Below are 24979 nucleotides of genomic sequence, written 5' to 3' on the forward strand. Positions count from 1 at the left end.
AATCTTTCTATTTGCCTATTTCTTCTTGGACAACTCGGCAAATATGGTATCCAAAGAACTTTTTTCCAACCGAATTTCAACCATCTTCCAGTGATTGACAGCACTTTGTTCCACCAACCGATCCATGGCTAAATCAACATCAGTAAAATGAATCCGGAAGTTGGGTCCCCCAAGTTCTTCCACTTGAGTTATACCCTCTACTTGGCTTAACACGTCCACGGAAGGCGCATCTGCTAATGATACATAAATCGTATTCGGCACGATATAATTATCAAACTCTTCCACGGTACCGGAGAAAACCAATTTTCCTTGTTCTATCATCAAAATATGATCACAGATAGCCTGAACTTCCGACAGAATGTGTGTTGAAAGTATCACAGTACGTTCTTTGGCTATACCCCGAATTAATTCCCGGATCTCAATAATTTGATTCGGATCCAACCCGTTCGTGGGTTCGTCGAATACCACTAATTGTGGTTTATGAATAATAGCCTGCGCTATTCCCACACGTTGTTGATAACCTCCTGACAGATTCTTCACCAAACGTTTACGGAAATGAGATATAGCACATAATTCCAATACTTCACCTACGGCTGCCGCAATTTCGTTATCCGGCATGTGTCTCAACTCTGCCGTGTAGGACAGATATTCCTCTACCGTCAAATCATTATACAATGGAGGCTTTTGAGGCAAAAAACCAATAAACTTTTTTGCTTCTATAGTATTCTCTTTGGTATTAATTCCATTAATAAACGCATTCCCTTGAGTCTGTTTCAAAACTCCACACAAAATATTCATCACGGTCGACTTACCAGCCCCGTTAGAACCAAGCAATCCATATATTCCTTTACAAGGAATCTCGAAACTAATGTCACTTACTGCCCATTGCACACTATAACGATGTGACAAATGTTCTACTTTTACAATTGATTTATTCATATCAAAATATCTTTATAGCTTATCAACTTTCAGCTTTTAATTTTTAACTTTTACCGCCCTCTTCTCCTCAACCACAAGAACAGGTACAACACGAACAACACAAACGGTATGCCCACCCGTAATATCCACGATACCACCGCAAAGGTTGGTACTGTCATATGGACATTGTTATCTGTCGTATCCGGACGTCTCACGTCGATAGGAACCTCGCCATAAGACAACCAATGACAGCTTCCCAGTAATAAAAGATTATTCAATCCTCCAATGCCATAATTCGTGATAAACGCATCATTCGAAAGTACATCCGCATCTCCGACAATCACTATTCGTTGTTCTTTATCCCCGACCTTTTTGGATAATCCAATAGCCGTAGAGTATTTTTTGGCGACCTCTCCGATAACCGGATTTAATTTAACCGTATCGTCAATAAAATCTGTCGTTTCCAATTCCGTCCAGCAAAGAGATTTCGTGGTATCCACTTGCGCTATCGGAAAAATTTCAAAACCCTTATCCTCGATTTGTTCCACCCCGGAAGCAGTTGGCATACTGAACATCCATATCTTTTTTAACTCATACATTTTTTCTTCTGCAACTTTTGTCGGAAGCGGGGCTATAATATCGGGCAACACTTTTTTAAATGCAGAATCCGGTTGCACCAACATCGGGGTCAATTCCAAACCGAACATCCTTCGTAACGTAGGATTCAAGGCATCCCGGTGACGAGGTTCCCCTAACATAAACAAACTTCCTCCCCGATTCAAATATGCCTGCAACACAGCTTCTTCATCCAATGTTAACGGATCCCTGGGGTCGGCAATCAAGATCAAACTAATATCTTCCGGCACCGTTTTATCTAAAGTGATTTCTTCCACATCATATCCCTGATTCCACACAGATGATTGCACCTTTTTATTATTCATTATAAAATTATAACTTAACAAACTCTCATCCTGCATTCCACGTTCACGATGACCGGAGACATATCCGATTTTCGGCAAAGTCATGATCATTCGTTTGAAAGCAACAGTGACTTCTGCTTCTCCAGGATGTCTACCCATACCATAATCATATACGCGCAACCACTCTTTTTGTCCGTTTTCCCGAACAATCTGACGAATAAACGTGTATCCCTCCTCCGACAAATCTACTATTTGGTCGATTTCTTTCTGGTTTTTCAACATCATACTATCCACATCGTATATCTCACAAACTCTTCTTGCTTTCGCCCAAGCTTGTTCTCCTGTGGGATCGGCTGCCCGCAAATCATCGTCCGGCTCCGCATAATAATATACAGTTTTCAACTTTATCTCTGGTTTAAAACGCGTGTACTTACGGAAAAAAACTTGATTTTCCATGATAAAACGTGGATAGGCATACCCTACATAACCACGATCCAACACATTCACGTAAGAAGTAATTGTCATTCCCCCCTCTACTTTTTTAATAATCTCCTGACTCACGGGGGTTAACGTATTTAACTTTGTATGTGTAGCATCATAGTAAGCAAGCAATGACGGACGGGAGGACACAAAAGCTATCACGCAAACAACAACAATAACAATCGTATTTTTACCCGCGGTAATAACAAAACGTTGTTTCTGGCGTACAGCATTCAGACGAATCACGGTCAATGCCAAAAACATAGCAATTACTACTGGAAAATAAATCAAATCTTCACTGCATAACATACCTTGGATGAAAGTAGAAGACCTCCCGTTGATACACAACCAATAAGTAATATCTCGTACAAGATCGTATTGCTGCCCCATCCCTCCGACCATACTCATCAACATAAAAATCAAGAATGTCCCGACAGCTGCAATAATTTGGTAAGAAGTTAGACTGGACATAAAGATTCCTATCACCATATAGGTACAAGTTTGTAAAAATACACCCAAGAATCCGGTCAAAATCCATGCTTCCTCAAAATTCTCTACCGTGCACCAAGCTATAATCAAATAAATGCTTAATATTGCCATCAATATCAAGGCATAAAACACCATACACAGATATTTACCCAAAATGATCTGCAAACTACTAATAGGCGAAGAATACAACAATTTAATTGATCCGCTGCTTAAATCCTTACTTACCATTCCCATGGTCAACAACGGAATATAAAAATACAAGAAACTTTGTACCTGTATCCATAGCCCTTCACCTTGATCTCCGAAAGCAAACAGAGTCTTGGAAGCTCTCCAGGCGTGCCCATATTCATTAGCATCTCTCACCAAACTCCCGAAAAGTTCGGAAAAAATAATCCCAGTCTGAATGGCAAAACACAATAATAATAACCAAGCTATCGGTGAGTAGAAAAGCATTTGCAATTCCCGTTTCGCTATTTTATATATCACTTTCATAATTCTATATACTTTTAGATGAACAACTATTATCTCCGTGCTTTTTTAGATAGCTCGGCAAAAATCGTATCGAGAGAACTTTTTTCCAATCTCATTTCTGTCAAATGCCATTGATTGGCAGCACTCTGTTCCACGATCTGCTCCATAGCCTCTTGGGAATCAGAGAAATGAGCACGGAATGCTCCGTTTTCCAATTTCTCCACGCTCGTTAAACCAGTAATACCTTTCAAGACCTCTATAGCCGGAGCATTTTTCATGGTCAGGTAAATAGTGTTTGGCACGATATAGTTGTCAAATTCATCTACCGTCCCCATAAATACTAATTTTCCTTGCTCGATCATCAATATATTATCGCAAACGGCTTGCACTTCTCGCAAAATATGAGTGGAAAGTAACACGGTACGTTCTTCCGCAATATCCCGAATCAGGTGACGAATTTCCACAATTTGGTTTGGATCCAATCCATTTGTCGGTTCATCAAATACAACTAAATCCGGTTTATGAATAATAGCTTGGGCTATTCCCACGCGCTGTTGATACCCTCCGGACAAATTCTTAATCAAACGTTTGCGAAAATGAGAAATAGCGCATAAATCCAACACTTCATTTACTGCCGTTTTAATATCTTGTTCAGGAACCCAACGAATGTCGGCTGTATGGCTTAAATACTCCTCGACCGTCAGGTCCCCGTACAAGGGCGGTTTCTGTGGTAAGAAACCTATATGAAGCTTCGCACCAATAGGATCTAAACGGGTATCTTTCCCGTCGATAAATACACATCCTTCTGTTTGCTTGATAACCCCGCATATGATATTCATTACCGTTGACTTACCAGCTCCATTGGATCCCAGTAACCCATATATTCCCCGTTGAGGGATCTCGAAACTGATGTCCCGCACCGCCCATTGCACACTATAACGATGCGATACATGTTCCACTTTTACAATCGATTTTTCCATAATACCTTAATTTTACATACAACACTCTCTTAAAGTACCACCCGAAATCCGTTTCCGGGTGATACTTTCATCTACTTTACAATCTTAATACTTACTAATTTAGTATAGACGGATTTTGTATATCTTCTATTTTTATCCCGGCATCTTTAACCGCCTTCACCAGTATATCATATTTTTGTTTGCATTTCATGCCTTCCGGGCGATTAAACAATCCTTGCACTGAGGGCAGAAAACTATCCACATAATCTTCTGGTTCACCCTCCAACACTTCCAAAGGATAACCCAGTAATTTGAAGTAGGAGATTAAATCTTGTTTTTTAAACGTCGATTTTACAGCATTTATATCTTCATAATTCAAATACCCGTTCTCAAACAATCTTACTCCATAATAATTTTTATTTTCATAAACACTCACTTCAAAAAATTCATCGGGGATAACAATTAGTTCTTTATCTGCAATCCTACTCAATAAATAAGAATTTACCCCTTGCGAAAGAGTTAACTTTTCTTCCTGGGTTAATGAATGAATTTTAGCACTGGCACCACTCACTACAATATTGTCGTATCCCTCATATGTCAATATTTCCTCGTAAGTATATTTATATCCTTCTTCTGGTGTCCATGAATAGCGATCTACGGCTGCATACAACAATTTTGAACAAATAAAAACCCGAAAAGGCATCGCTTTAGCAATAAAATTATCAGGATAATGACTTAATAAAATCCGATCAAACATATCACACCATTCCCCCACGTATTTCTGGTCTCCCGGTGTTCCAATCTCATTTCCCGTTATAATTTCAGAATCCATTTGTCCAGTTCCTCCCTCCAACCAGGTTTCATTACTCCAGTATATATCTTTATTTTCAAAGATATACAATGCCGTAAAACCATATTTTTCATACCAGTCTACAATTATATCGTCATAATCATGTGTCCCTTGAGGTATAGAAAGCAAATCCTCAGGATTATTACTTGGAGAAAGTTTCCCGTCTTCTTTGTAGCACCCGGTACACAAAAGTATCGCACTTACGATCCACAAATATTTTAAATTCACTATTTTCATCTCTCGTACTTGTTAAGTTAATATTTATTTTGCTTCAAATCCGGATTCCGGTCAAGTACATTCTGTGGTATTGGTAATACATAACGAGAATCTTCTTTCTGCAGTACATACTCCGATTGGAAACCAGTATTATCTAAATATATATGCGTGATCTGGGGCATTCCCTGGCGTCTTAAATCAAACCAACGATGATTCCCCTCTCCACATAATTCCCGCCGACGTTCCCGCCAGCAAAATTCCAACAAAGCCCACCCGTCCGAGTAATCGGAGAGCATTTTTTCCGTAAACCCATTCGGATCCAAACGATGACGTCTCAAACGATTCAAATCATCTAGTGCCGCCTGAGCATCACTTGTATTTCCTTCCCGAATATATTTTTGAATATAAGCTTCTGCCCGATTCAAATACAACTCGGCTGTTCTCATTCCAGTCCATTTATATCCTTTATATATCACATAGTATTCTACAACTCCAAGTTTTGTATAATTATCACCATAAAGAGTTTCTCCACCAGTCTGCAAGAAAGTCACATTACGCCCATCAAATCCTGGGTAATTCGGATTATCCTCATCTTGTGTCATTACACGAAGGTCTATCTCTCCGACCGCCAAATCTTCATTAAACGTATTTATAAGATCATTTGATGCCGTATAAGGGTACTGTGTTCTTCTTGAACTTACCAAAGGAATATCTGCAGCAAAAGTCGAAGGCATTGCCCATAATATTTCACAATTTCCATACTGGGAATAAATATATTCATTCGGGTTTTCAGAAAACATCAGTAAATCAGGTTGAGCTATTAGTACGGAATCCGCATAATCAATCGTCTTATCCCAATTCTCCATATAAAGATACATACGTGACAATAAAGCGTTTCCTACCAAGTAATCAATTCGTTTTATTTTAGTCGAAGCCTCGTCCCGATTTGCAGACATCAACCGAGTTCCCTCCAACAAATCTTGTTCTATCTGCTTGTAACACTCTGCCACAGAAGATCGTTTCGGATATTCATCTGTCGTTACTCCACTATTGGTTTTTAAAGGCACTCCCAAATTTTGGGTAGGATCACCATAATTGTAAGGCAATCCGAAAAAATTCACCAAGTAAAAATGATATAATCCCCTCAACACGAAGGCTTCTCCCCGAAGATGTTCCCGACGAACTTCCCCTTCCTTCCCGTCTACAATCATATCATCAATATAATCTAAAATCACATTGGCACCCTTAATATATTTATACGGAGTTTGCCATAACTCGATATCCGAGGATCCATCCCCATTATCATTAAACATGGTATTGCTCCAAATATATTTATATTTATCGTGTTCTTTTAAGTTCTGTATTTGAGTATTTTTATCTCTAACAACATTACACATATTATCATCCGTGAATATCTCCGTTTCATCCGTGAATACGGCATCACTTTCCGTCCAATAAGCCTCACCTTCCAGTAATTTTTCCATATCAAAAATCGTTGAAGGACGAACTTCTGTCTGACTCTGTTCTTCCAGAAAACCATCACATCCCGCAAAAGCACAGCTTAGGAATAGAATTAATATTTTAGTTTTCATATTCTTCATCATTACATTTTTAAAAACTTAGACTAACACCCAAAGAAATTGCACGTTGCAAAGGTTGTCCCCCCAATGCTACTTCCGGATCCCGTCCTTTGAAATCCTTACTCCGAATCTGAAAGGGATTGGAAAGGGAAAAACTGAAACTCATATTCTGTAACCCATTGGGTAAGAACTTTTCTGGCATAGTATAAGAACAAGATATACTACCACAACGGATATACCAAGCATCCACAACACGAATATCGGAATAAGCATACATTGCATAGGGATACATTTGTTCCGTACTAGGAGCTTGCCACTTTAAAGCATTCGTTCGTTTGTCCGGCAAAGAGGGGACGTTCGTATACTTCTCATCTCCGGGTTTCCGCCAACGATCCAACCACTCGGTGGACATATTCTCGTACTCACTCGGGATTGAACTAAAGGAGTCCATTGGAGGAGCCATAAACTGTTGATTACCTAGACTCAAATACAAACCGGAAGATAAAGAAAACGTCTTATAACGAATGGAAAATGTTAATCCGGTTGTAAAATCCGGCTCCATTTTTCCTGCATACGCCATATATACCGTGGCGTCTTTCAACCCTTCCTCTGTTTCTATGCCTTCTGTGTCAAATTCCGGTCCCCCATGCTCTGGATTTAATCCAGTAAATTTAAATGCCCAAAAACTGGTAACGGGATAGCCGTCTTTATTTAGATTCCCGGTGGTAGCTTCTTTCCAGGTTTTATTTGGTTCAATTGTAGATTTCAATTTATTATTTACTCTAGAGAAAGTCAATCCCATCGAAAGGACAAAATTCTTCGTACGTACCGGAGTAAAACCAACATTAGCATCCCATCCCGTGTTCGTCATTTTACCTCCATTCACGGGGCGACTATCCACGCCATGCTCGTAAGGAACTTTCAATTCCGTCACCAAATCGGTCGTTTTCTTCCAATACCATTCGAATGAACCGCTAATTTTATTACTAAAAAAACTCCAGTCGATCCCAACATTCAAGTTCGAAGTCTTTTCCCATTTCAAATCCGGTGCCGGCAAATCTTTCAATGCCAATTTATAGTCATAATTCTCTTTATCTTCTACGATGGTTGCAATCAGGTCCGGACTTACATTTTCTGCCACGTTCCCCTGGTACCCGTAAGAAACACGTACACTCATATCGCTTAGGATATTCTGTCCCTGCAACCAAGGTTCATACCCCAAATTCCATCGAAATCCACAAGCCCACACTGGAAGAAAACGTTCCTTTTTATCTTGACCGAAACGATTATTTCCATCTCCCCTGACACTGGCATTAAAAGCGTAACGATTATCATACATATAACTCAAAGTCAAATAATAAGATAAGGTGTTCGATTCTGACTCGGTTAATGTGGGCGTAGTTCGATACATATCGTTTACAGGTGGATCTACGGCATTATGCTGCGTGTAAGCTGGAAGATTTACAAAAATCTTTCCTTTATCCGGTATATACCCGTACGACTGCAATTTATACCCGTTGTTTTGAGTACTTGACATCTCTTGTCCTAACATCACAGAAAAAGAGTGAACTCCATTCAAGACTTTTATCCAATCCAATGAATTCCGCCAATTCCAAGAAGTTGCACTATTATGGCTGCTATTATATTCTCCCCCGTTAGGTAATTTTGAGTTTTCGAATTCTTTGGAACCTGCTTCAAAAGCGCCATAATCATATCCACGCTTTTGAGCAATATAATTTGTTCGTTCCGAATACCAGGAGGAACCATTTGTCTCAGAAGCACTATAAGATACTGAGGTATTAAAAGAAATATCATCCGTAATTCTCCAACGCAAATTTACATTGGCGTTTAATGTACTTACCGTATTTTCAGTACCACTATGTTCCAATTCATTCTCGACATTGAATAAATATCCGTTGTCAGCACTCTTGTAAAAGAACCGACTGCCATCCTCATTATAAGCAGGAATAGCCCGATTCATTTTAGAGGCATACCCAAAAGGATCTGTTCCCACGAAACCTTTCGTTTTACCCACACTACCTGACAAATTCGTACTCAAAGACACGGATTTCCACAAATTAGCAGATACACTCACGTTTCCGGTATACTGCACCTGATCATTACCAATAGCTGTATTTTTAGTTTCCGAGTACCCGAAAGAAGCATGATAAGTGGCTTGCTCCGTTCCACCCGAAATACCCACGTTGTGATTATGGCTAAACGCATTTCGGAACAAAATATCAAACCAATCCGTGTTATTTGATTCCAACTTGGCTGCCTCCGAACGGAACTTCTCCAAAGATATTTCCCTATTTCGGTAAGCCTTTGCTAAAGCCGTGTAACCAAAATCTTGATTACCGCTTAATAATAATCCCCGTTGATACGCCTCCCGAGAAACATCTACACGTTGTTTAGAATTCATCAATTCTAACTTACTATACGTCATTCTCGGAGTCAAAGAAAAATTCCCGGAATAACTTACCGACATACGTCCTATTTTTCCCTTTTTAGTCGTAATCACAATGACCCCGTTGGCTGCCTTTGTCCCGTAAATAGCCGTGGAAGCAGCATCTTTCAGAACGGTTATAGTTTCAATATCATTTGGATTTAACCAGGAAATAGCACTACCCACGAAAGTACGGATCATATCCTGACTATTCAAATCAATATTATTCAAATCATTCGTCTCAAAAGGAAGCGGATCTGTCTGGATTACACCATCTACAACCCAAACCGGTTCCGCATTACCTAACAAAGTAGAAGTACCCCGTACACGAATACGCTGCCGAGTACCAGTCAAGCCACTTCGGTTCATCACCATCATACCGGGAATCTTTCCCTGTAGTGCCTGTTCCAAGGTTTGTGTTCCATTCAACAATAAATCCTCGGCTTTCACGACACTGATAGAACCCGCCTGTGAACGCTTTTTCAAAGTTTGGTATCCCGTTACCACAACTTCGTCCACGATTTTCACGTCTTCTTCCAAGGTGACGTTAATCGTATCTTTTCCCCGGTAACGAACTTCTTTAGTTTCCATGCCGACAAAAGAAAATACCAATACTGTATTGAGCGTATCTGTTATGTACATCTTATAACGCCCGTTAATATCCGTGGATGTACCCATATTTACTCCCTTTAATCTCACGGTTACCCCCGCAAGTGGAATCTTTTTTACATCCTGCACGATTCCGACCACGGTCTTTTGCACGGGTCTCTTCTTTACTTCTTCCGCCTTCTTGATAATTACCGTACCTTCCTGATAAACAAACGTCAATCCCTTGGGATACAGAATGTCCTGTAAAACCAAGCGTAATTCCTTATCCTGCACATGTATACTTACTTTTTCTACATCTTCAACAAGATAAGCATTATACAAGAAATTAATTCCAGTCTGTTGCTGAACTGTTTTTAAAAATTCTTTTACGCTAACCTGTTCCAGATCAAGTGAAACTTTCACATCCTGCGAAAAACTCGTCGCAGACAAATTCATACAGAAAACGAAAAGAAATAAAACATTCCATTTCATAACATTCAAAATTTTTCGATGCCGACACAATAACGGCACCCGAATTGTTTGCCTAATACTGTTTTTTTTCATAAATTTGAAGACTATTAAATTAGTAAATAAAACACGGGAAGCAGGAGTCTAGTCCTAGGAAAACGAAATCTCCTCTTTCCGTCTTATTTTTCAAATAACAATATATTTTTCCCTTCTATTTTGTATTTCAATTCTCCCGTACTCTCTAATAATTTCAAGAAAATATTGATTTTGTCATGCCGTTTCACGTATCCAGTAAAAGGTAACCGTTTCAATTCCGGATGTACGAAGGTAATTGTGACTCCGTACCAACGTTCCAGATCACGTATAATTTCTTCCAGTGGACGATGGTCAAACACGTACATACCGTTTTTCCATCCCACGTACTCATCAACATCCACGACCCGTTTCCCGATTCTCCCCGATAAAGAAGCCACAGCTTGCTCTCCCGGTACCAATTGTACACTATCTCTTCCCCGATAAAGTACACGCCCGGAAACCAACGTAGTCAACATATCCTCCTGTTTATAAACACGCACACCGAAGGAAGTTCCCAATACTTTCACATCACCCATCGAGGTTTGGACAATAAAAGGCTTATTACCCGGTTTTACTTCAAAATAAGCTTCTCCTTCCAATTCGATTCTCCTTTCATCCCCAGTAAAATGGGTCGGATATTTTAAACGGGAATCCGCATTTACCCACACCTTGGAACTATCTTCCAAAATCAAGTAACATTCACCTCCAATCGGAACAAGCAATTCATTATAGACCATTTCTTCGGATTTCTCTTTTGCTATATACGCCAAACCTCCATTTTCAAATTTGATTTGGGCGCCGCCCTTATCCTCTAATACCTTTTTTTCATTCGAAACAGATACGGTATCTCCATTTCCCAAAAGCAAACGCACTTCATTTCCCGCGGGGAATATATCAGTTGAAGTAGCAAACGATACATGTTCATTTTGCCACGAAGACATAAACGAGAAAATAAAATTTATTGCCAAAACACAGACAGCAGCAGAAGTTCCTAACATGACATATAAACGTAACCTGCGTCGTTTATTTCTTCCACGAAGACGTTTAAACTCCGTGAATCCTTTGTAATGAGAAAATAACTTACAATTTTCAATTCCCTCTCGCACCAAATCCCCCCGCTCCAACTCATCATAAAGCTCCCGAAATCGTTTATCTTCCATCAACTGTTGAAACTGTTTATCTTCCTCTGGGGTAAGAATTTCCCCGTAAGATTTTTTTAACAGTCCCAATATATCATCAAATCTTTTTTCCATACATTATTTTTATTGCACATTACATTCTTATAATGCACGAAAGTAAATTTGGTATGGAAAAAAAACTAACTTTTTTATTTATTTCTATGAATAAATATCAAACAATATCATGTAAAGCAATGATACATAATAAGATTTAGACAATTTTTCTCGCAAATATTTAAAGCTCCGATTCTTTTGAGACTTCACGGTATGTAAACTGATACTTAATTTTTCGGCAATCTCGTTCCCGGACATTCCTTCCAGGCTTAATTTTATAATTTTTTGAGATTCTCGAGGCAACTCTTCAATATACAGATGTAATTGCCGAACCAATTCCTCCCGAATCGTTTGGATGAAATCGTCTTCAGGCATCACGACTTCCTCTTCTTGTATATTTTGCAATAAACGCTGATGAAGATTTTGCTTTCGCAAATAATACATTGTATTCGTGTATATAGATTTATATATATACCACGTGAATTCCTTCATTGTTACAAACACTCTATCCGACTCCCAAACCTTTACACACGTATCTTGTACTATATCTTCTGCATCCAACGGAGAATGCAAAAACTTGTTGGCGTAAGCACACAAAGCTGCATAATAATCTGCATAAAATGCTTCCCACGCTTGATCCTTTCGTTGATTTAACTCTTGTAAATAATCGCCACACATAGTACACGTCAATCAAATTTGCTATAGACAAAGATACAAAAATACTCCAAATTTGTAATTAAATTCTTTACATTTTTTAATCCATACCTTCTTTTCTTTCAATTGTTGCCACAAAAGTAAAAGCTATATACAAACAAATAAATCCCAATTAATGACTATTGTACAATTAAAAATCCCCTTCTTTAAGGAGATTTAAACATGAAGATACAAAAAGGAGAAAGGGTGAGAAAAGTATTTAAAACTTTTCTCACCCTTCCCCTACTATTTTTGCTGTCTTACTTTGCAAAAAGAGCAGCCAGTGCGATAGAATTCAATTTCGCATCCACACTATCCCCTCTGGATGACAACACGCTGGGAGCGGTAGCTCCAACAAGGATGGCTCCTTGACGGGCATTTGCCAATTTTGTGTTGGTCTTGTAGAACACGTTACCGGCTTCAATGTTCGGGAATACCAAACAATCGGCATCACCGGCAACCGGAGACATGATCTTCTTGATCTCAGCAGCTTCTTTATCAATAGCCACGTCCAATGCCAACGGTCCATCGATATCGATATTACCTAATTGACCTCTCTCTCCCATTTTAGCTATAATAGCAGCTTCGGTCGTGGAAGGTACTTTTGGTAACACTTGCTCGGTAGCAGAAATCATAGCCACTTTCGGACGTTTGATACCTAGAGCATTAGCCGTTTGGGTCACGTATCTCACGATAGCTAATTTCTGATCCATATCGGGAGCCGGGATAATAGCAGCATCGCTGGCAATCAACAATTTATGATAGTTCGGACATTCCATCACGGCAACGTGTGACAAGGTTGCTTTCGGGGGTAATAATCCGCGCTCTTTATTCAAGATAGCACGCATATATTTATCCGTACTTACCAATCCTTTCATGATAAAGTCTGCTTCCTTATTACGTACCATTTCTACGGCACGGGCTGCAGCAACCGTATCTACCGGCTCATGAATGATCGTGAAACGGGAAATATCAAAACCGTGCTCCGCACACACTTTTTTAATTTCGTTCTCGTCTCCACACAATGTAGCTTCAACGATCCCCATTTCAACAGCTTTGTTTACAGCCTCTATCGAGTGGCTGTCATTTGCATATGCCACAACCAAGCGTTTCTTTTGGGTGTTAGCTTTTAATGCCTCGTAAATGTCATCAATTTTTTGTATTGCCATGACAAACTCTTTTTACTAAATTAGTGATTTATGTTTTTAATTTGGAAGCAAAAATAACGCTTTTTGAGTAAAACAGAAACAAAAATCAGCTTTTTGATTGTAAATTCTAAATTTATCAATTAAATATGCCAACGTTTTCGATTTAAATCATAAAATCTCCTGACTTTTCATTTTTAATTCTCCATTTTCAATTTTCAATTAATTACTTTTGCTCTTGAAATAAAAAAAGAAATAGCGTGTCATTTAAAAAGAATATCACCGCCTTGTACTTAATTAAGGTTTCCAAATGGTTTACCTTGGTTATGCCTATCATTGTCCTATTTTACAATGAATGCGGATTGGATTTAGCGGATATATTCATATTAAAAAGCGTCTACTCTATCGCCATGGTATCTTTAGAAATTCCAACGGGATATCTTGCTGACGTTTGGGGAAGAAGAAATTGCTTGATTGCCGGGTGTATTTTCTGTTTCTTCGGTTTCACAAACTATTCCTTATCGGACACGTTCCTTGCTTTTTTCATGTCGGAAATATTACTCGGTTTCGGACAAAGCCTGGTATCAGGAGCCGATTCGGCATTACTCTATGACACGATGATTCATTACCGCAAGGAAGAAAGTTACTTGAAATACGAGGGACGGGTAACTATGGTCGGTAACTTTTCAGAAGCTTTCGCTGGAATCTTCAGTGGTTTGCTTGCCGCTTATTCTTTACGCCTCCCTTTCTACGTGCAAAGTGGGATCGCTTTTATCGGTATTCCAGCAGCCTTTACTCTCACGGAATATGCGGCAAAAACAAAAATCGAGAACTCATTCGCCAATATCGTGAAGATCATCAAGTATTCCCTTTTCACGAACAAGAAACTGTGTTACAATATCATGTTCTCCGGTGTTATCGGGGCTGCCACACTCACGATGGCATGGTTCGTGCAACCTTTATTGATTGAATTGGATACCCCGACGACCTGGTTCGGCATTATCTGGACGATATTAAACCTGACCGTGGGTATCTCGGCACTGTATTCAGACCTGCTGGATCAGAAACTGGGAAGCAACAAGATGTACGCTTTCATCCTGTTCTTCATTGTCGGGGGATACGTGGCGGTATCATTTAATATATCCTACATAGGATTGGTTGTTCTTTTCTTCTTCTATATCGTGAGAGGTTTTGCAACCCCGATCTTGAAAGGCTATATCAATCAAATCACCTTCTCTGAAATGCGGGCAACCGTCCTTTCTATTCGCAATTTTATCATCCGGTTGATGTTTGCAGCCATGGCTCCGTTGGTAGGTTGGCTACATGACCTATATTCCCTTTCCGTGGCACTTCAAGCAACTGCTGCCATTATTTTTATTCCAGGATTATTATTCTTAATCTTACAATGGAGTAAAAGAGAAAAATAAAATAGAGGTGGAAATTCCACCTCTATGCATTCATATCTTACCTACTTATTTTATCCCTTCTAAAATATTCGTGATTGCTTGAAACACGTCTTCAACCGCACCAAAGCCATTTACCGTGTGATGTTTCTTTTGAGCCTTATAATGGTCAGCAACAGGCAAAGTCTTTGCTTTGTATTCCCGAAAACGATTCTCGATAACTTCTTCGTTATCATCAGAACGCCCTTCAATCTTGGCACGTTCTAACATACGGCGCATCAACTCATCGTGAGGGACATCGATACTAACCAACGCACTCAACGGATGCCCTGTCTTGGCAAGCATTTCGTCAAGTATCTCGGCTTGTCTTACCGTTCTGGGAAAACCGTCAAACAAGAACCCGTCAACATCTTTATGATGTTCTATACTATTCTCGATTAACGCTACCACAAACTCGTCGGATAATAATTCCCCTTTATTGATTATTCCGGCAGCCATTTTACCAAAATCCGAACCTTCGGCTATTTCTTTACGAATCATATCTCCAGTGGAAAGGTGTGCCAAATTGTACTTCTCTACAATTTTTTTCGCCTGAGTTCCTTTCCCGGCTCCCGGAGGGCCAAACAATGCGATATTCAGCATGACAATTAGTTTTGTTTCGTTTTATGTATTAATTATTTGTTTCGTTTTTGTAAACTGTGCCACAAAGATATACTTAAATCTCAACCAAAAAAGCGAAACGACGAAATATTTTTATCGTAACATTCCTTACTTTTTTCTACTCAAAATTCTAAAATTTAAATTCTAAACTCATAAATATATTTCCTATTTTTACACCGCAAATCAAACACCATGAACACGAAAAGAAAAGTACCTGCAAAAAAATCCAAGAAACAGAAAAAGAGCTTTTTGAAACAAGTCTTTAAGACGCTGTTCCTAACAGCTTTACTATGCATTTTTTTGCTCGGCTTATTCGTGTGTTGTGTTTATTACGGGATGTGGGGAAAGATTCCGGATTACAGGGAATTGAAAGAAATTCGGAACTTCGAGGCTTCTTCATTATATAGTTCCGATGGAGAACTACTTGGAAAATATTACGTGGAAAACCGCACGAATGTCATGTTCGGGGGAATCTCCCGCAATGCCATCAATGCTTTGATTGCCACGGAAGATGTACGTTTTTACGAGCACAAGGGATTTGATAAGGTCAGTATGCTCCGGGTGTTAGGCAAAACGCTGTTGCTAGGCGATAGAAGTTCCGGAGGAGGAAGTACCATCAGTCAACAACTAGCCAAAAACCTTTTTCCTCGCAAATACAGCAGCAGGCTAATGATCCCGATTATAAAAATCAAAGAGATCATCACGGCTCACAGGCTGGAAAAACTCTATTCAAAAGATGAAATCCTCACCTTATACCTGAACACGGTGTCATTCGGGGAAGGTACATTCGGTATCGAAAGTGCCGCCCAAAAATACTTCTCCACGACAGCGACCCAACTTACAATCCCAGAAGCAGCTACATTGATCGGTTTGCTAAAAGGTCCCTCCTACTACAATCCCCGGGTACATCCCGACCGTACGTTGCAACGACGCAACACGGTAATCGCCCAAATGGTGAAATACGATTATCTCACCGAGGAAGAAGGCGAAAAACTCAAGCAAGAAAAACTGGAACTCCGTTATAAACCGTTGAATCATTATTCGGGATTAGCACCTTATTTGCGGGAACAAATCAGACAAGACGCGATGAAACTCATCGCCCGCTACAACGAAGCCAACAGCACCAACTACGATCTATATAAAGACGGCTTGATCTTAACCACAACCATCGATGCCGAAATGCAGCGCTATGCCGAAGATGCCATGCGCAAACACATGAAGTCCCTGCAAAACTCATTCTACACGCATTGGGACAAAAAAGAGCCTTGGCAAAAAGATCCCGACATACTGAATAAAGCTATCCGTGAAAGCGAGGCTTACAAAACTCTAAAGAAACAGGGATTAAGCGAAAAAGCCATTCTTGCCGCCTTGAACGAGAAAAAGTTAATGACAATTTACAGCGCTTACCAGGGGGAAACAGAAATAGAGATGTCCCCGATCGATTCCATCAAGCACTATCTAAAAATTCTACACCCGGGAATGATCGCTATTGAACCGCATACCGGAAAAATTAAAGTATGGATCGGTGGATTAGACTTCAAATATTTCCAATACGATCAAGTCTTAGCCCCTCGCCAAGTCGGCTCTGTATTCAAACCTGTTGTTTACAGTGCTGCGGTCCGGCACGGTGCTCGGGTAGACGCTTATTACAAAAACGAACAAAAAAGCTATCCCAAGTATGACAATTGGACTCCCCGTAACTCGAATAACCAATACGGTGGATTTTACACGCTAAAAGGAGCGTTAAGCCAATCGGTCAACACGATAGCGGTAGAAGTACTCTTGCAAACAGGGATTGATACCACGATCGCCCACGCCCACCGTTTAGGCATACAGAGCGATCTTCCTTCTGTCCCCTCTATTGCATTAGGAGCGGCAAATATACCCTTGAAAGAGATGGTACTCCCCTATATGTGTTACGCGAATAACGGAATCCTTACACGACCCTATTACTTGATTTCCATCAAAGACCGGGAAGGGCGTATTATACACGAAGCCGATCCCCCGCTCCAGGAAAGGATATTACCTTCGGATGAAGCACACTTGATGTCATCCATGCTCACTGCCGTCATTCAGGAAGGCACCGGAAAACGATTAATCAATAATTACGGGCTAAACACGGCTATCGCGGGAAAGACAGGAACCACGCAAAATCAAGCTGACGGATGGTTTATCGGTTATAATCCTCGTATTGTCGTCGGTATTCGGGTAGGTGCGAATAATTCCCGAATTCATTTTAACTCCACGTCATTGGGTCAAGGAGCTAACATGGCACTTCCCATTTTCGGGTTATTCATGCAGGAATGCTTGCAAAGCAGCACATACGACTATTGGGCAAATCTCTCCTTCCCAGTGCCGCCCGTCGATGTACAAAAAGAATTGGAAGTACCCACGTTCAAAGAAAATATAAATATATTGGATAGATTAACCAATCAGAAACTTGAAAAGGTAAAGCATAAAGAAACCGACTCGGAAACAGATCAACCGAAAAAGAAAGGTTTTTTCCGAAAAATCGGGGATCTCTTCAAGAAGAAAGATAAAAAATAAACGAAAATGAAAAGTATTGACAGAACCTCCCTAATTATATCATTTATCGCACTTGTTGTTGTATTCAGTATCGTATCAATCATCGGCTCCCCGGCAGAGATTCGTTTCTCCTGGCAAGGGATAAACCCGTGGAACACGGTAAGTGCCGTTCCCTTGATGTTCAAGCGGTTTATCAGTCTGAGCGACGGGATTATTTACACGCTATCCGTGTTACTCATCGCTTATTTGTGGTGGCGTATTTATGCCTTGATCAACAAGATAAAGAATCGCCCCAACCGACAAAAAGAATATTAAGAAGTTTATTCCTTTACCCCGTACACGCTTTGAGAAATACGTTTCACGGCAATCACAAAGAATCCGGTCAATACAAGATTCAGCACTAAACTCAGGATTGAAATAATCAGAGCCGGACCTCCTAACTGATAGCCCATGGCAATCACGATAATCCCCGCTCCCACTTCACCACGGGTAAACATACCGATGGACAATGCCAAACGTTCCTGTATCTTCCGGTCCCGGTAGAAAAACAAGGGAAACATCTTACCCAAATTAGAAAGCAACGTGACAACAATCACGTGGAAAACAAGAATTCCCCAACCGGGCATATTCTCACCCGCGGTATCTAAACCTATAAAAATCGGTGTGCTCAATCCCACGAGGAACATAAACAAATACGAGATAAAACTGGAAGCTCTCTCTTCCTCCCGGGAATGATTGTGCACGGTCTTCATCACCATCCCCAACACGAAAGCAGGTAACAAAACCTCGATATGAATCGCCCCGTCTTGTCCCATGAGTGACTTTGTGATTAAATACACGCTCTCGAATGTTGCCACGATACACACGGAATAAAGTACTATCGCTTTCCAAGATTGTGGCAGATTCAGCGAACTCAATCGCTTCCACCCGAAGATCAAAAGAAGGCAAACCACTAGTATAATCACGAATAATTGCCATTTGAAACCGATCATCAGTATCTGCAAAGGAATCATCAAAAGAATTGTATCCAAATCATCGAATATAGCCAACACCTGCGTCTTTTTATAGATCCACTCCCTTTTCAGCCCGGCAGCCGCCAGCATCGTGAATAAAATCCCCGCTGAAGTCGGTGCCGCAAACCGGCTTATCAGCAGATTATTCTCCCATGAAAGCCCCGTGTCCAAAAAGAATATATAATAAAAAGCGATCAACAACCAAGGTACGGCAGCAGTAGCCATCGCGATAAAATAATCAGTGGTATACGATTTCCATTTCGTCTTATCCAGCTCAAATTCCCGCCCGACGTTAATCATGATAAATGCAAGGCAAATAAACATCAACCATTTGCATACACTATAAAATGAACCATACGCTCCCCCCAAAGCAGACGGGAGTATCTGGGACAAAAACAAACCACAAAGTAAAAATATAGAAAATAGAAAAACCTTCTTCATCCTCTCCGAATTAATTTGCCGCAAAGATACAATATTCTCGGGAATTATGGAGGACTATTTAAAACGAATCTAGTTAAAAAATGTAACCCAAAAGCGTTGATCTACTCGTATTTAATCGCATCCGGTTTATACACACGGTAATCATAAAACCCTGTTTTCCTTCGACTCGAAACATTTACCTCAATACGGTGAATATCAGGTGGAACTTTCGGATAGAAAGCAAATCGTATGCTCAAGTTTTTTAAAATCAAATTGTCATTACGAATGTTTAAGCTAAAACCAACACCCCAGTAGGTCTGACTCTTAAATAACGATTTATCATCTCTGGCGAGCACGCCCCAATCCACGAATCCAGTAACGGATGCCCGAAACCCCCGCTTGATATATGGCAAGAAAAGAGTCGCCGACATCGAACCGGAAAGCCGCTGTGTACCTCGAATCGTATCCGTATCGAATCCCCTGATATTCGCATCTTCAAAATAAATAAAATCATCCGGATTCCGCTTGGTTCCCAACACATAATCCAGATTAGTATAGAAACGCATACGATGCCTGGACAACTCGTACAAGGGACTGATATATTGCGCACCAGCCTTAAACACGCCACTTTCTGCCGTGTAACCGTTCAGGAAAGTTCCAAATGCGGCATACCACGAATAAAATTTATCGGCATGCTTGTCAAACCACGAGTAATGCCATTCCGTACCGAGATAACCGTATTCCGTGAAATCACTTTTCTCGTAACCGAAAAGCAACGTACCAGACAGCCCAGAAGGAATATCCTCCGTACGACCGAAATCATAAATCAAGTTCGCCTTAAAATATTTTATCTTTGTGAATGTCAACGCCCCCATAATTCGATTACGGTCATAGTAAAAATGATTCGAATCACTCGTCACCTGCGGACGATCTACAAAACTCGTCCCCGTGTAACGTCCCGTCAGATATAATATCCGGTTATAACTGAATTTCTCGTTCAAGAAGAAAGACTTTCCTCCCCAAAAATCCCACAACCGATAATTGAACAACTCTATCGGCTTCGTAATATCCCGGTCTACCAATGTCTTAGAAGAATACACCCGGCTATAAGCTGCTCCTCCCGCCCATTTTGTCTTGTAAGTTAAAAAACGTTTATCCATCTGCACACGCAAAACCTCTTGCTCATAAGTATTCTCGTACATTCCATAGAAATCCATATGCGAACCCATGACATTCGCAGCTTCATATTCAATCAAGTTTCCCCACTTTTGATCTTTACGCCCACGGTAACTAGCCTCATAATGCAAGGTATGCCCTAACTTGAACAGATTCTTGGTTTCAATACCCAAGTCAACGGCATTCAAGAAATTACTCCAAACCTCTCCCGTCCACGAGAACTCATCCTTACAAATAACAACCAAGTCAACCAACGACGAATCACCTGGTACTTCTTTTATCCCGATCAAAGCATCATCGACATTGGACATATCTTTCAACAATTGCTCGTTCTGTACCAACTCGAACGGATCGACAGACATTCCCGACCTCACCGTCATTTGTTTTTTGATTACCCGTTCGGCAGACCTTTGATGCACGGAATTTGCCAAAGTCAGAAGCCATTGTAAACTATCCTGCTGAAGGGAAGCCGTATCATTAACACTGGTCCCGAAAGGAGGCAACACCTTCACGTGGATATCCCGGATAATCTTTCCCCGATACGGTTGATAACGGTCTTCACTATTTTCTGTTTCAACAATATCAATATTATACTTCCGGGGATTAATAAATATCATTTTATAAAGTTCCTTCGTCCATTTCCGGCGCTCGGCAACTTGCTTAATCTTGGAAAACTCATATTTCAATGTATCTTGTATTAGGCTGTCAGGCATAAAGACCACATCATTCTGCTTGATCGTATCCCGGACATTTTCTTTCTTATGTTTTTTCTTTCGGCACATGTCTTCTGATAAAGGTCTTGCGCTAGCTTGACTTTCCACGAGTAGCACCCATGCTAAAACCAATATCAACCAACGAATTATCAACTTCACCTCCACCTGATAAAATTATTCTTCCAATATCAACGTTTTCATTTTTTCGGATACCCACACTTCTCGTTCTCCCTGCTCATTCTGATATATAAAACAAGCCTCCACACGAGGATTAGCTTCTACAATCTCTTTTGCCTTCTCGGTTCCCAGCACCATAAAAGCCGTGGCATACGCATCCGCTTCCATACACGTGGGAGCATACACGGAAGCTCCCAGCATATCCTGTTGGACAGGATAACCGGTCTTAGGGTTTATCGTGTGGGAATATTTTTTTCCGTCCACAACATAAAATCTCCGGTAATTACCGGAAGTAGCCAACGCACCCTCTCCCATTTCCAACACAAACTGCAACTCCCGGCGAGAAGCCGTTTCATCATCGATCGGTTTGTCTATGCCGATATGCCAAGGGCGTGATTTATCACTCTGCCCCTTCACCCGAACCTCACCACCGATCTCTACCATGTAATCGTGAATCCCTTTACTCTCGAAAAAGTCCGCCACGAGATCCACTCCCAAACCTTTAGCTATCGAGCTTGCATCCATCTGAATCCCTTGCACAGCTTTAGCAAGCTTCTCCCCCTCGATCTTCACTTTATCCATTCCGACGTATTGCAATAACGAATCCACCTTTTCCGGCGACGGGAGTCTTTCATTTCTAAACCCGAATCCCCATGCGTTCACCAACGGGGCTACCGTGATATCAAAAGCACCCCCTGTTTCTTTATATACTTCCCCCGCCTTCGTAAACATTCTCACGAACAACGAATCTACCTGATCCGTTTCCCCCCGGTTCAAACGGGCAATCACGGATTTCTTGTTAAACATCGAAAGCGACTGGTTCACCCGCTCCATCTCCTGCCTGATCTCCGCGGAATAATCCGTGGTACTCCGGTAAGACACGTGATACGTCGTCCCGTACACGCTTCCCTCCGTAAATTGGTACATCTTCCGTTGACATCCCACACCCAATATCAACACACAAATAATAATCCCCAACCTTTTCATACAAATCCATTAAAAATAATATCCCAAATTGAAATAGAATCCCAATTTCTTCGACCAATCTGAAAGAGAAAACATAACATCGATAGGTCCCACGAAACTATCGTACGAGTATCCCACACCTCCACCGAAAATATCCTTTCCTCCTAATATATCAAAGAAACTAGCCTCCTGTTTCGCGTAATTTCCTGCCAAAGATATATAATGATTTCGTCCCAAATTGTAACGTAACATTATTTTAGCTACAACCAACGAATTGTCAAATATCTCTAAATGCTGAATTCCCAAAAATGGCAATTGCTGATCCACATATCGTCCGGCAACATCCCCTCCCATGCAATTCAAGTACGGGTAAGGAATATTACGCCCGATCAACACCCTTCCGTATATGGAAGGTATAAACTTCACCCGCCGGGTAATAGACACCACACTCTCAAAATCCAACCCGATAGCCGAGAAAGGAGCACCATCATTATAAGTCAACAAATTATCCGTGTAAAGCGAGTAGTCGACTTTCAGCGACATACCTCTCGTCGGGTAATAACGTTTGTCAAATGTTTCCAAGTGAGCCAGACCATGATAACTAAAGAAACCTTCCGGCTTCACGTTTATATTGTGGTCGCGATCTGAAAACATAAACGATTCGTAATTAAAATACTCGTACCGGGCACCTATCTGCAACTTGAAATTCCGGAAATAAATATCCGAACCACCCAGCTCCACCTTGTGATAGGCATACTCCACGTTATCCTGTTTCTTGTTTTTATTGTAAATATCCAGATTATTATACTTGAACGTGTATCCCAGTTCGAATCGCCGCAAGAAAGTATTCCCCAAAGAATAATTCAACTTCACGTAAGGATTCATACTCAATCGTCCGGTCAACGAAAGGCGGGAACCTCTCAACTCTTTATGCGAAATAGTCGTATTCAACAATATCGCCGCCATCTCCTCCGAATCAAAACGGAAGCCTAGATTCAAAGAACTCATGGGTTTCTGTTTCAAGGTCAATTCCAAGTCATAAACCGGACCTCCGCTCAACTTGTAACTCACGCTCGAAAAAGCTCCGATACCATATAATTCGGCGATAGCATGATGCAAATCATTCAAAGTAATCCGGCTGTAATCCTTAATCCGTATTTTCTTCCGCAACCATTTCTCGTCCCGATCGTCAATTCCCGACAGACGCACGCGCTCAATCATCAGCGTATCGTTCGAAAGCACCACCCGATCTTCCACGTTCGCATCATTCCGATCCTCCGGGATACCCAACTCCCGTTTCAATTCCATCAGTTCATCCCACTGGCTCCGGGCGATCTCCTCTCCCCGGGCAATCAAAGTGTCGATAGCCGATGACGAAAAACTGGCAGCCGAATAAGGATACACGTCCGGCTTGATATATATATTCACCATCTTCTTGTTTTCCTCGTACTTCTGGATTCCCAGGAATGAAGTCATCTGATCGATAATCCCGGTCACCGATTCCAGACCCGAGGCATCTTTCAATTCGGCTTGCACATCCACCCCGATAATAATATCCGCCCCCATCTGTTTCGCTATATCTACCGGAAAATTATTTGAAATCCCTCCGTCGACTAGCACCATTCCGTCCCTTCTCACCGGGGCAAATACCCCGGGTATCGCCATACTAGCACGCATGGCAAGTGGCAACACGCCGTGATCCTGCACAACTTCTTGCCCGTCCACCAAATTACTCGCCACGCAAGCAAACGGAATCTGCAATTTATGGAAATCCAACGTGTCATGGTACCCGATCGTCAAATCGGAAAATAAATTGTATATATTCTGCCCGCTAATAAACCCGGAAGGGATCTTGATCTCCCGGTTATTCTTGATCGGCACGGAAACGAGATATTTCTCCGTTTCCTCCTTCTCCGAAAAAGGCAAATTATAACGATACACCTTATCACTCAACAAAAACATCCAATCCTGGGCACGCACCAGACTATCCATCGTGCGCGAATCGTACCCGATCGCATATAAAGCTCCGACAATAGACCCCATACTCGTTCCGGCAATATAGTCTATCGGAATACCGGCTTCCTCCAACACTTTCAGAACACCAATATGCGCCACGCCCTTCGCCCCACCTCCACTTAACACCAATCCCACCTTTTTACGCTGAGCCTGCACATCCAACACGAGAAACAAAACAAGAAGAAAAACCCAAGACCGTTTCATAAATATTAATTTAGAATATATACCTTCAAAAATACGAATTTCCCGCAAATACACAAAGAAACTCAAAGGTTAAAATCAAATTCCATACCATACCCCGAAAATTTTAGATTTAATGATAAATCATCAACCACTGAATATATTATTCTTTTCTCTTTGCATTTTTAAATCTCGATTA

17 protein-coding genes are annotated in these 24979 nt (G+C 40.9%); 3 read left to right on the forward strand and 14 right to left on the reverse strand.

Annotation, left to right across the window (positions count from 1 at the left end):
- Positions 1 to 15: 15 nt before the first annotated feature.
- From BN8899_RS17235 to BN8899_RS17275, 9 genes are all read right to left on the reverse strand, one after another.
- Positions 16 to 939 carry an ABC transporter ATP-binding protein gene (locus BN8899_RS17235; protein WP_018336295.1) on the reverse strand — a complete coding sequence of 308 codons (924 nt, stop codon included), beginning with the start codon at positions 937 to 939 and terminating at the stop codon, positions 16 to 18.
- 50 nt (positions 940 to 989) lie between these two features.
- Positions 990 to 3299: a Gldg family protein gene (locus BN8899_RS17240; protein WP_065220308.1), complete on the reverse strand. Its 2310-nt coding sequence runs from the start codon at positions 3297 to 3299 to the stop codon at positions 990 to 992.
- A 29-nt stretch (positions 3300 to 3328) separates the two neighbouring features.
- Entirely contained in the window at positions 3329 to 4258 is a 930-nt protein-coding gene (locus tag BN8899_RS17245) for an ABC transporter ATP-binding protein (RefSeq protein ID WP_018336294.1), read from the reverse strand.
- A 94-nt stretch (positions 4259 to 4352) separates the two neighbouring features.
- Complete coding sequence (locus BN8899_RS17250; RefSeq protein WP_018336293.1) at positions 4353 to 5324, reverse strand: hypothetical protein; 972 nt, start codon at positions 5322 to 5324, stop codon at positions 4353 to 4355.
- Between the two features lie 17 nt (positions 5325 to 5341).
- Complete coding sequence (locus BN8899_RS17255; protein WP_222860561.1) at positions 5342 to 6895, reverse strand: RagB/SusD family nutrient uptake outer membrane protein; 1554 nt, start codon at positions 6893 to 6895, stop codon at positions 5342 to 5344.
- 19 nt (positions 6896 to 6914) lie between these two features.
- Positions 6915 to 10409, reverse strand: coding sequence for a SusC/RagA family TonB-linked outer membrane protein (locus BN8899_RS17260; RefSeq protein ID WP_187376941.1), 3495 nt, complete (start codon positions 10407 to 10409; stop codon positions 6915 to 6917).
- Between the two features lie 155 nt (positions 10410 to 10564).
- Positions 10565 to 11713, reverse strand: coding sequence for a FecR family protein (locus tag BN8899_RS17265; protein WP_065220311.1), 1149 nt, complete (start codon positions 11711 to 11713; stop codon positions 10565 to 10567).
- Between the two features lie 84 nt (positions 11714 to 11797).
- Complete coding sequence (locus BN8899_RS17270; RefSeq protein ID WP_018336290.1) at positions 11798 to 12370, reverse strand: sigma-70 family RNA polymerase sigma factor; 573 nt, start codon at positions 12368 to 12370, stop codon at positions 11798 to 11800.
- A gap of 275 nt (positions 12371 to 12645) precedes the next feature.
- Positions 12646 to 13554 carry a phosphate acyltransferase gene (locus BN8899_RS17275; RefSeq protein WP_018336289.1) on the reverse strand — a complete coding sequence of 303 codons (909 nt, stop codon included), beginning with the start codon at positions 13552 to 13554 and terminating at the stop codon, positions 12646 to 12648.
- Positions 13555 to 13856: 302 nt separating this feature from the next.
- Here BN8899_RS17275 and BN8899_RS17280 point away from each other — a divergent pair, with 302 nt between their 5' ends.
- Positions 13857 to 14957: an MFS transporter gene (locus BN8899_RS17280; RefSeq protein ID WP_065220796.1), complete on the forward strand. Its 1101-nt coding sequence runs from the start codon at positions 13857 to 13859 to the stop codon at positions 14955 to 14957.
- Between the two features lie 45 nt (positions 14958 to 15002).
- Here BN8899_RS17280 and BN8899_RS17285 read toward each other — a convergent pair whose 3' ends face one another.
- Entirely contained in the window at positions 15003 to 15575 is a 573-nt protein-coding gene (locus BN8899_RS17285; protein ID WP_018336287.1) for an adenylate kinase, read from the reverse strand.
- 210 nt (positions 15576 to 15785) lie between these two features.
- On the opposite strand from BN8899_RS17285, the gene BN8899_RS17290 reads away from it, so the two are divergent.
- Positions 15786 to 18140, forward strand: coding sequence for a transglycosylase domain-containing protein (locus tag BN8899_RS17290; RefSeq protein ID WP_065220312.1), 2355 nt, complete (start codon positions 15786 to 15788; stop codon positions 18138 to 18140).
- Between the two features lie 6 nt (positions 18141 to 18146).
- Positions 18147 to 18434 carry a hypothetical protein gene (locus BN8899_RS17295; RefSeq protein ID WP_065220313.1) on the forward strand — a complete coding sequence of 96 codons (288 nt, stop codon included), beginning with the start codon at positions 18147 to 18149 and terminating at the stop codon, positions 18432 to 18434.
- 5 nt (positions 18435 to 18439) lie between these two features.
- On the opposite strand, the gene BN8899_RS17300 is transcribed toward BN8899_RS17295, so the two are convergent.
- The 4 genes from BN8899_RS17300 to BN8899_RS17315 form a co-directional block, all read right to left on the reverse strand.
- Positions 18440 to 19573 (reverse strand): cation:proton antiporter domain-containing protein, encoded by a 1134-nt coding sequence (locus BN8899_RS17300; protein WP_065220314.1) that lies wholly within the window; start codon positions 19571 to 19573, stop codon positions 18440 to 18442.
- Between the two features lie 101 nt (positions 19574 to 19674).
- On the reverse strand, positions 19675 to 21600 hold the full coding sequence (locus BN8899_RS17305) for a BamA/TamA family outer membrane protein (RefSeq protein ID WP_148375511.1): 1926 nt from the start codon (positions 21598 to 21600) through the stop codon (positions 19675 to 19677).
- A gap of 15 nt (positions 21601 to 21615) precedes the next feature.
- Positions 21616 to 22605 carry an FAD:protein FMN transferase gene (locus tag BN8899_RS17310; protein WP_065220315.1) on the reverse strand — a complete coding sequence of 330 codons (990 nt, stop codon included), beginning with the start codon at positions 22603 to 22605 and terminating at the stop codon, positions 21616 to 21618.
- A gap of 9 nt (positions 22606 to 22614) precedes the next feature.
- A complete protein-coding gene (locus BN8899_RS17315) occupies positions 22615 to 24804 on the reverse strand; it encodes a patatin-like phospholipase family protein (protein ID WP_065220797.1) in 2190 nt (729 codons plus the stop codon).
- Positions 24805 to 24979 lie beyond the last annotated feature (175 nt).

It is taken from the genome of Butyricimonas sp. Marseille-P2440, assembly GCF_900091675.1.
Classification (GTDB): domain Bacteria; phylum Bacteroidota; class Bacteroidia; order Bacteroidales; family Marinifilaceae; genus Butyricimonas; species Butyricimonas synergistica.

Coding starts and splice junctions, on each gene's coding strand:
- BN8899_RS17300 (WP_065220314.1), bottom strand. CDS start 19,573: ATGAAGAAGGTTTTTCTATTTTCTATATTTTTACTTTGTGGTTTGTTT.
- BN8899_RS17265 (WP_065220311.1), bottom strand. CDS start 11,713: ATGGAAAAAAGATTTGATGATATATTGGGACTGTTAAAAAAATCTTAC.
- BN8899_RS17290 (WP_065220312.1), top strand. CDS start 15,786: ATGAACACGAAAAGAAAAGTACCTGCAAAAAAATCCAAGAAACAGAAA.
- BN8899_RS17285 (WP_018336287.1), bottom strand. CDS start 15,575: ATGCTGAATATCGCATTGTTTGGCCCTCCGGGAGCCGGGAAAGGAACT.
- BN8899_RS17255 (WP_222860561.1), bottom strand. CDS start 6,895: ATGAAAACTAAAATATTAATTCTATTCCTAAGCTGTGCTTTTGCGGGA.
- BN8899_RS17235 (WP_018336295.1), bottom strand. CDS start 939: ATGAATAAATCAATTGTAAAAGTAGAACATTTGTCACATCGTTATAGT.
- BN8899_RS17315 (WP_065220797.1), bottom strand. CDS start 24,804: ATGAAACGGTCTTGGGTTTTTCTTCTTGTTTTGTTTCTCGTGTTGGAT.
- BN8899_RS17270 (WP_018336290.1), bottom strand. CDS start 12,370: ATGTGTGGCGATTATTTACAAGAGTTAAATCAACGAAAGGATCAAGCG.
- BN8899_RS17295 (WP_065220313.1), top strand. CDS start 18,147: ATGAAAAGTATTGACAGAACCTCCCTAATTATATCATTTATCGCACTT.
- BN8899_RS17310 (WP_065220315.1), bottom strand. CDS start 22,605: ATGAAAAGGTTGGGGATTATTATTTGTGTGTTGATATTGGGTGTGGGA.
- BN8899_RS17250 (WP_018336293.1), bottom strand. CDS start 5,324: ATGAAAATAGTGAATTTAAAATATTTGTGGATCGTAAGTGCGATACTT.
- BN8899_RS17245 (WP_018336294.1), bottom strand. CDS start 4,258: ATGGAAAAATCGATTGTAAAAGTGGAACATGTATCGCATCGTTATAGT.
- BN8899_RS17280 (WP_065220796.1), top strand. CDS start 13,857: ATGCCTATCATTGTCCTATTTTACAATGAATGCGGATTGGATTTAGCG.
- BN8899_RS17260 (WP_187376941.1), bottom strand. CDS start 10,409: ATGAAATGGAATGTTTTATTTCTTTTCGTTTTCTGTATGAATTTGTCT.
- BN8899_RS17275 (WP_018336289.1), bottom strand. CDS start 13,554: ATGGCAATACAAAAAATTGATGACATTTACGAGGCATTAAAAGCTAAC.
- BN8899_RS17240 (WP_065220308.1), bottom strand. CDS start 3,299: ATGAAAGTGATATATAAAATAGCGAAACGGGAATTGCAAATGCTTTTC.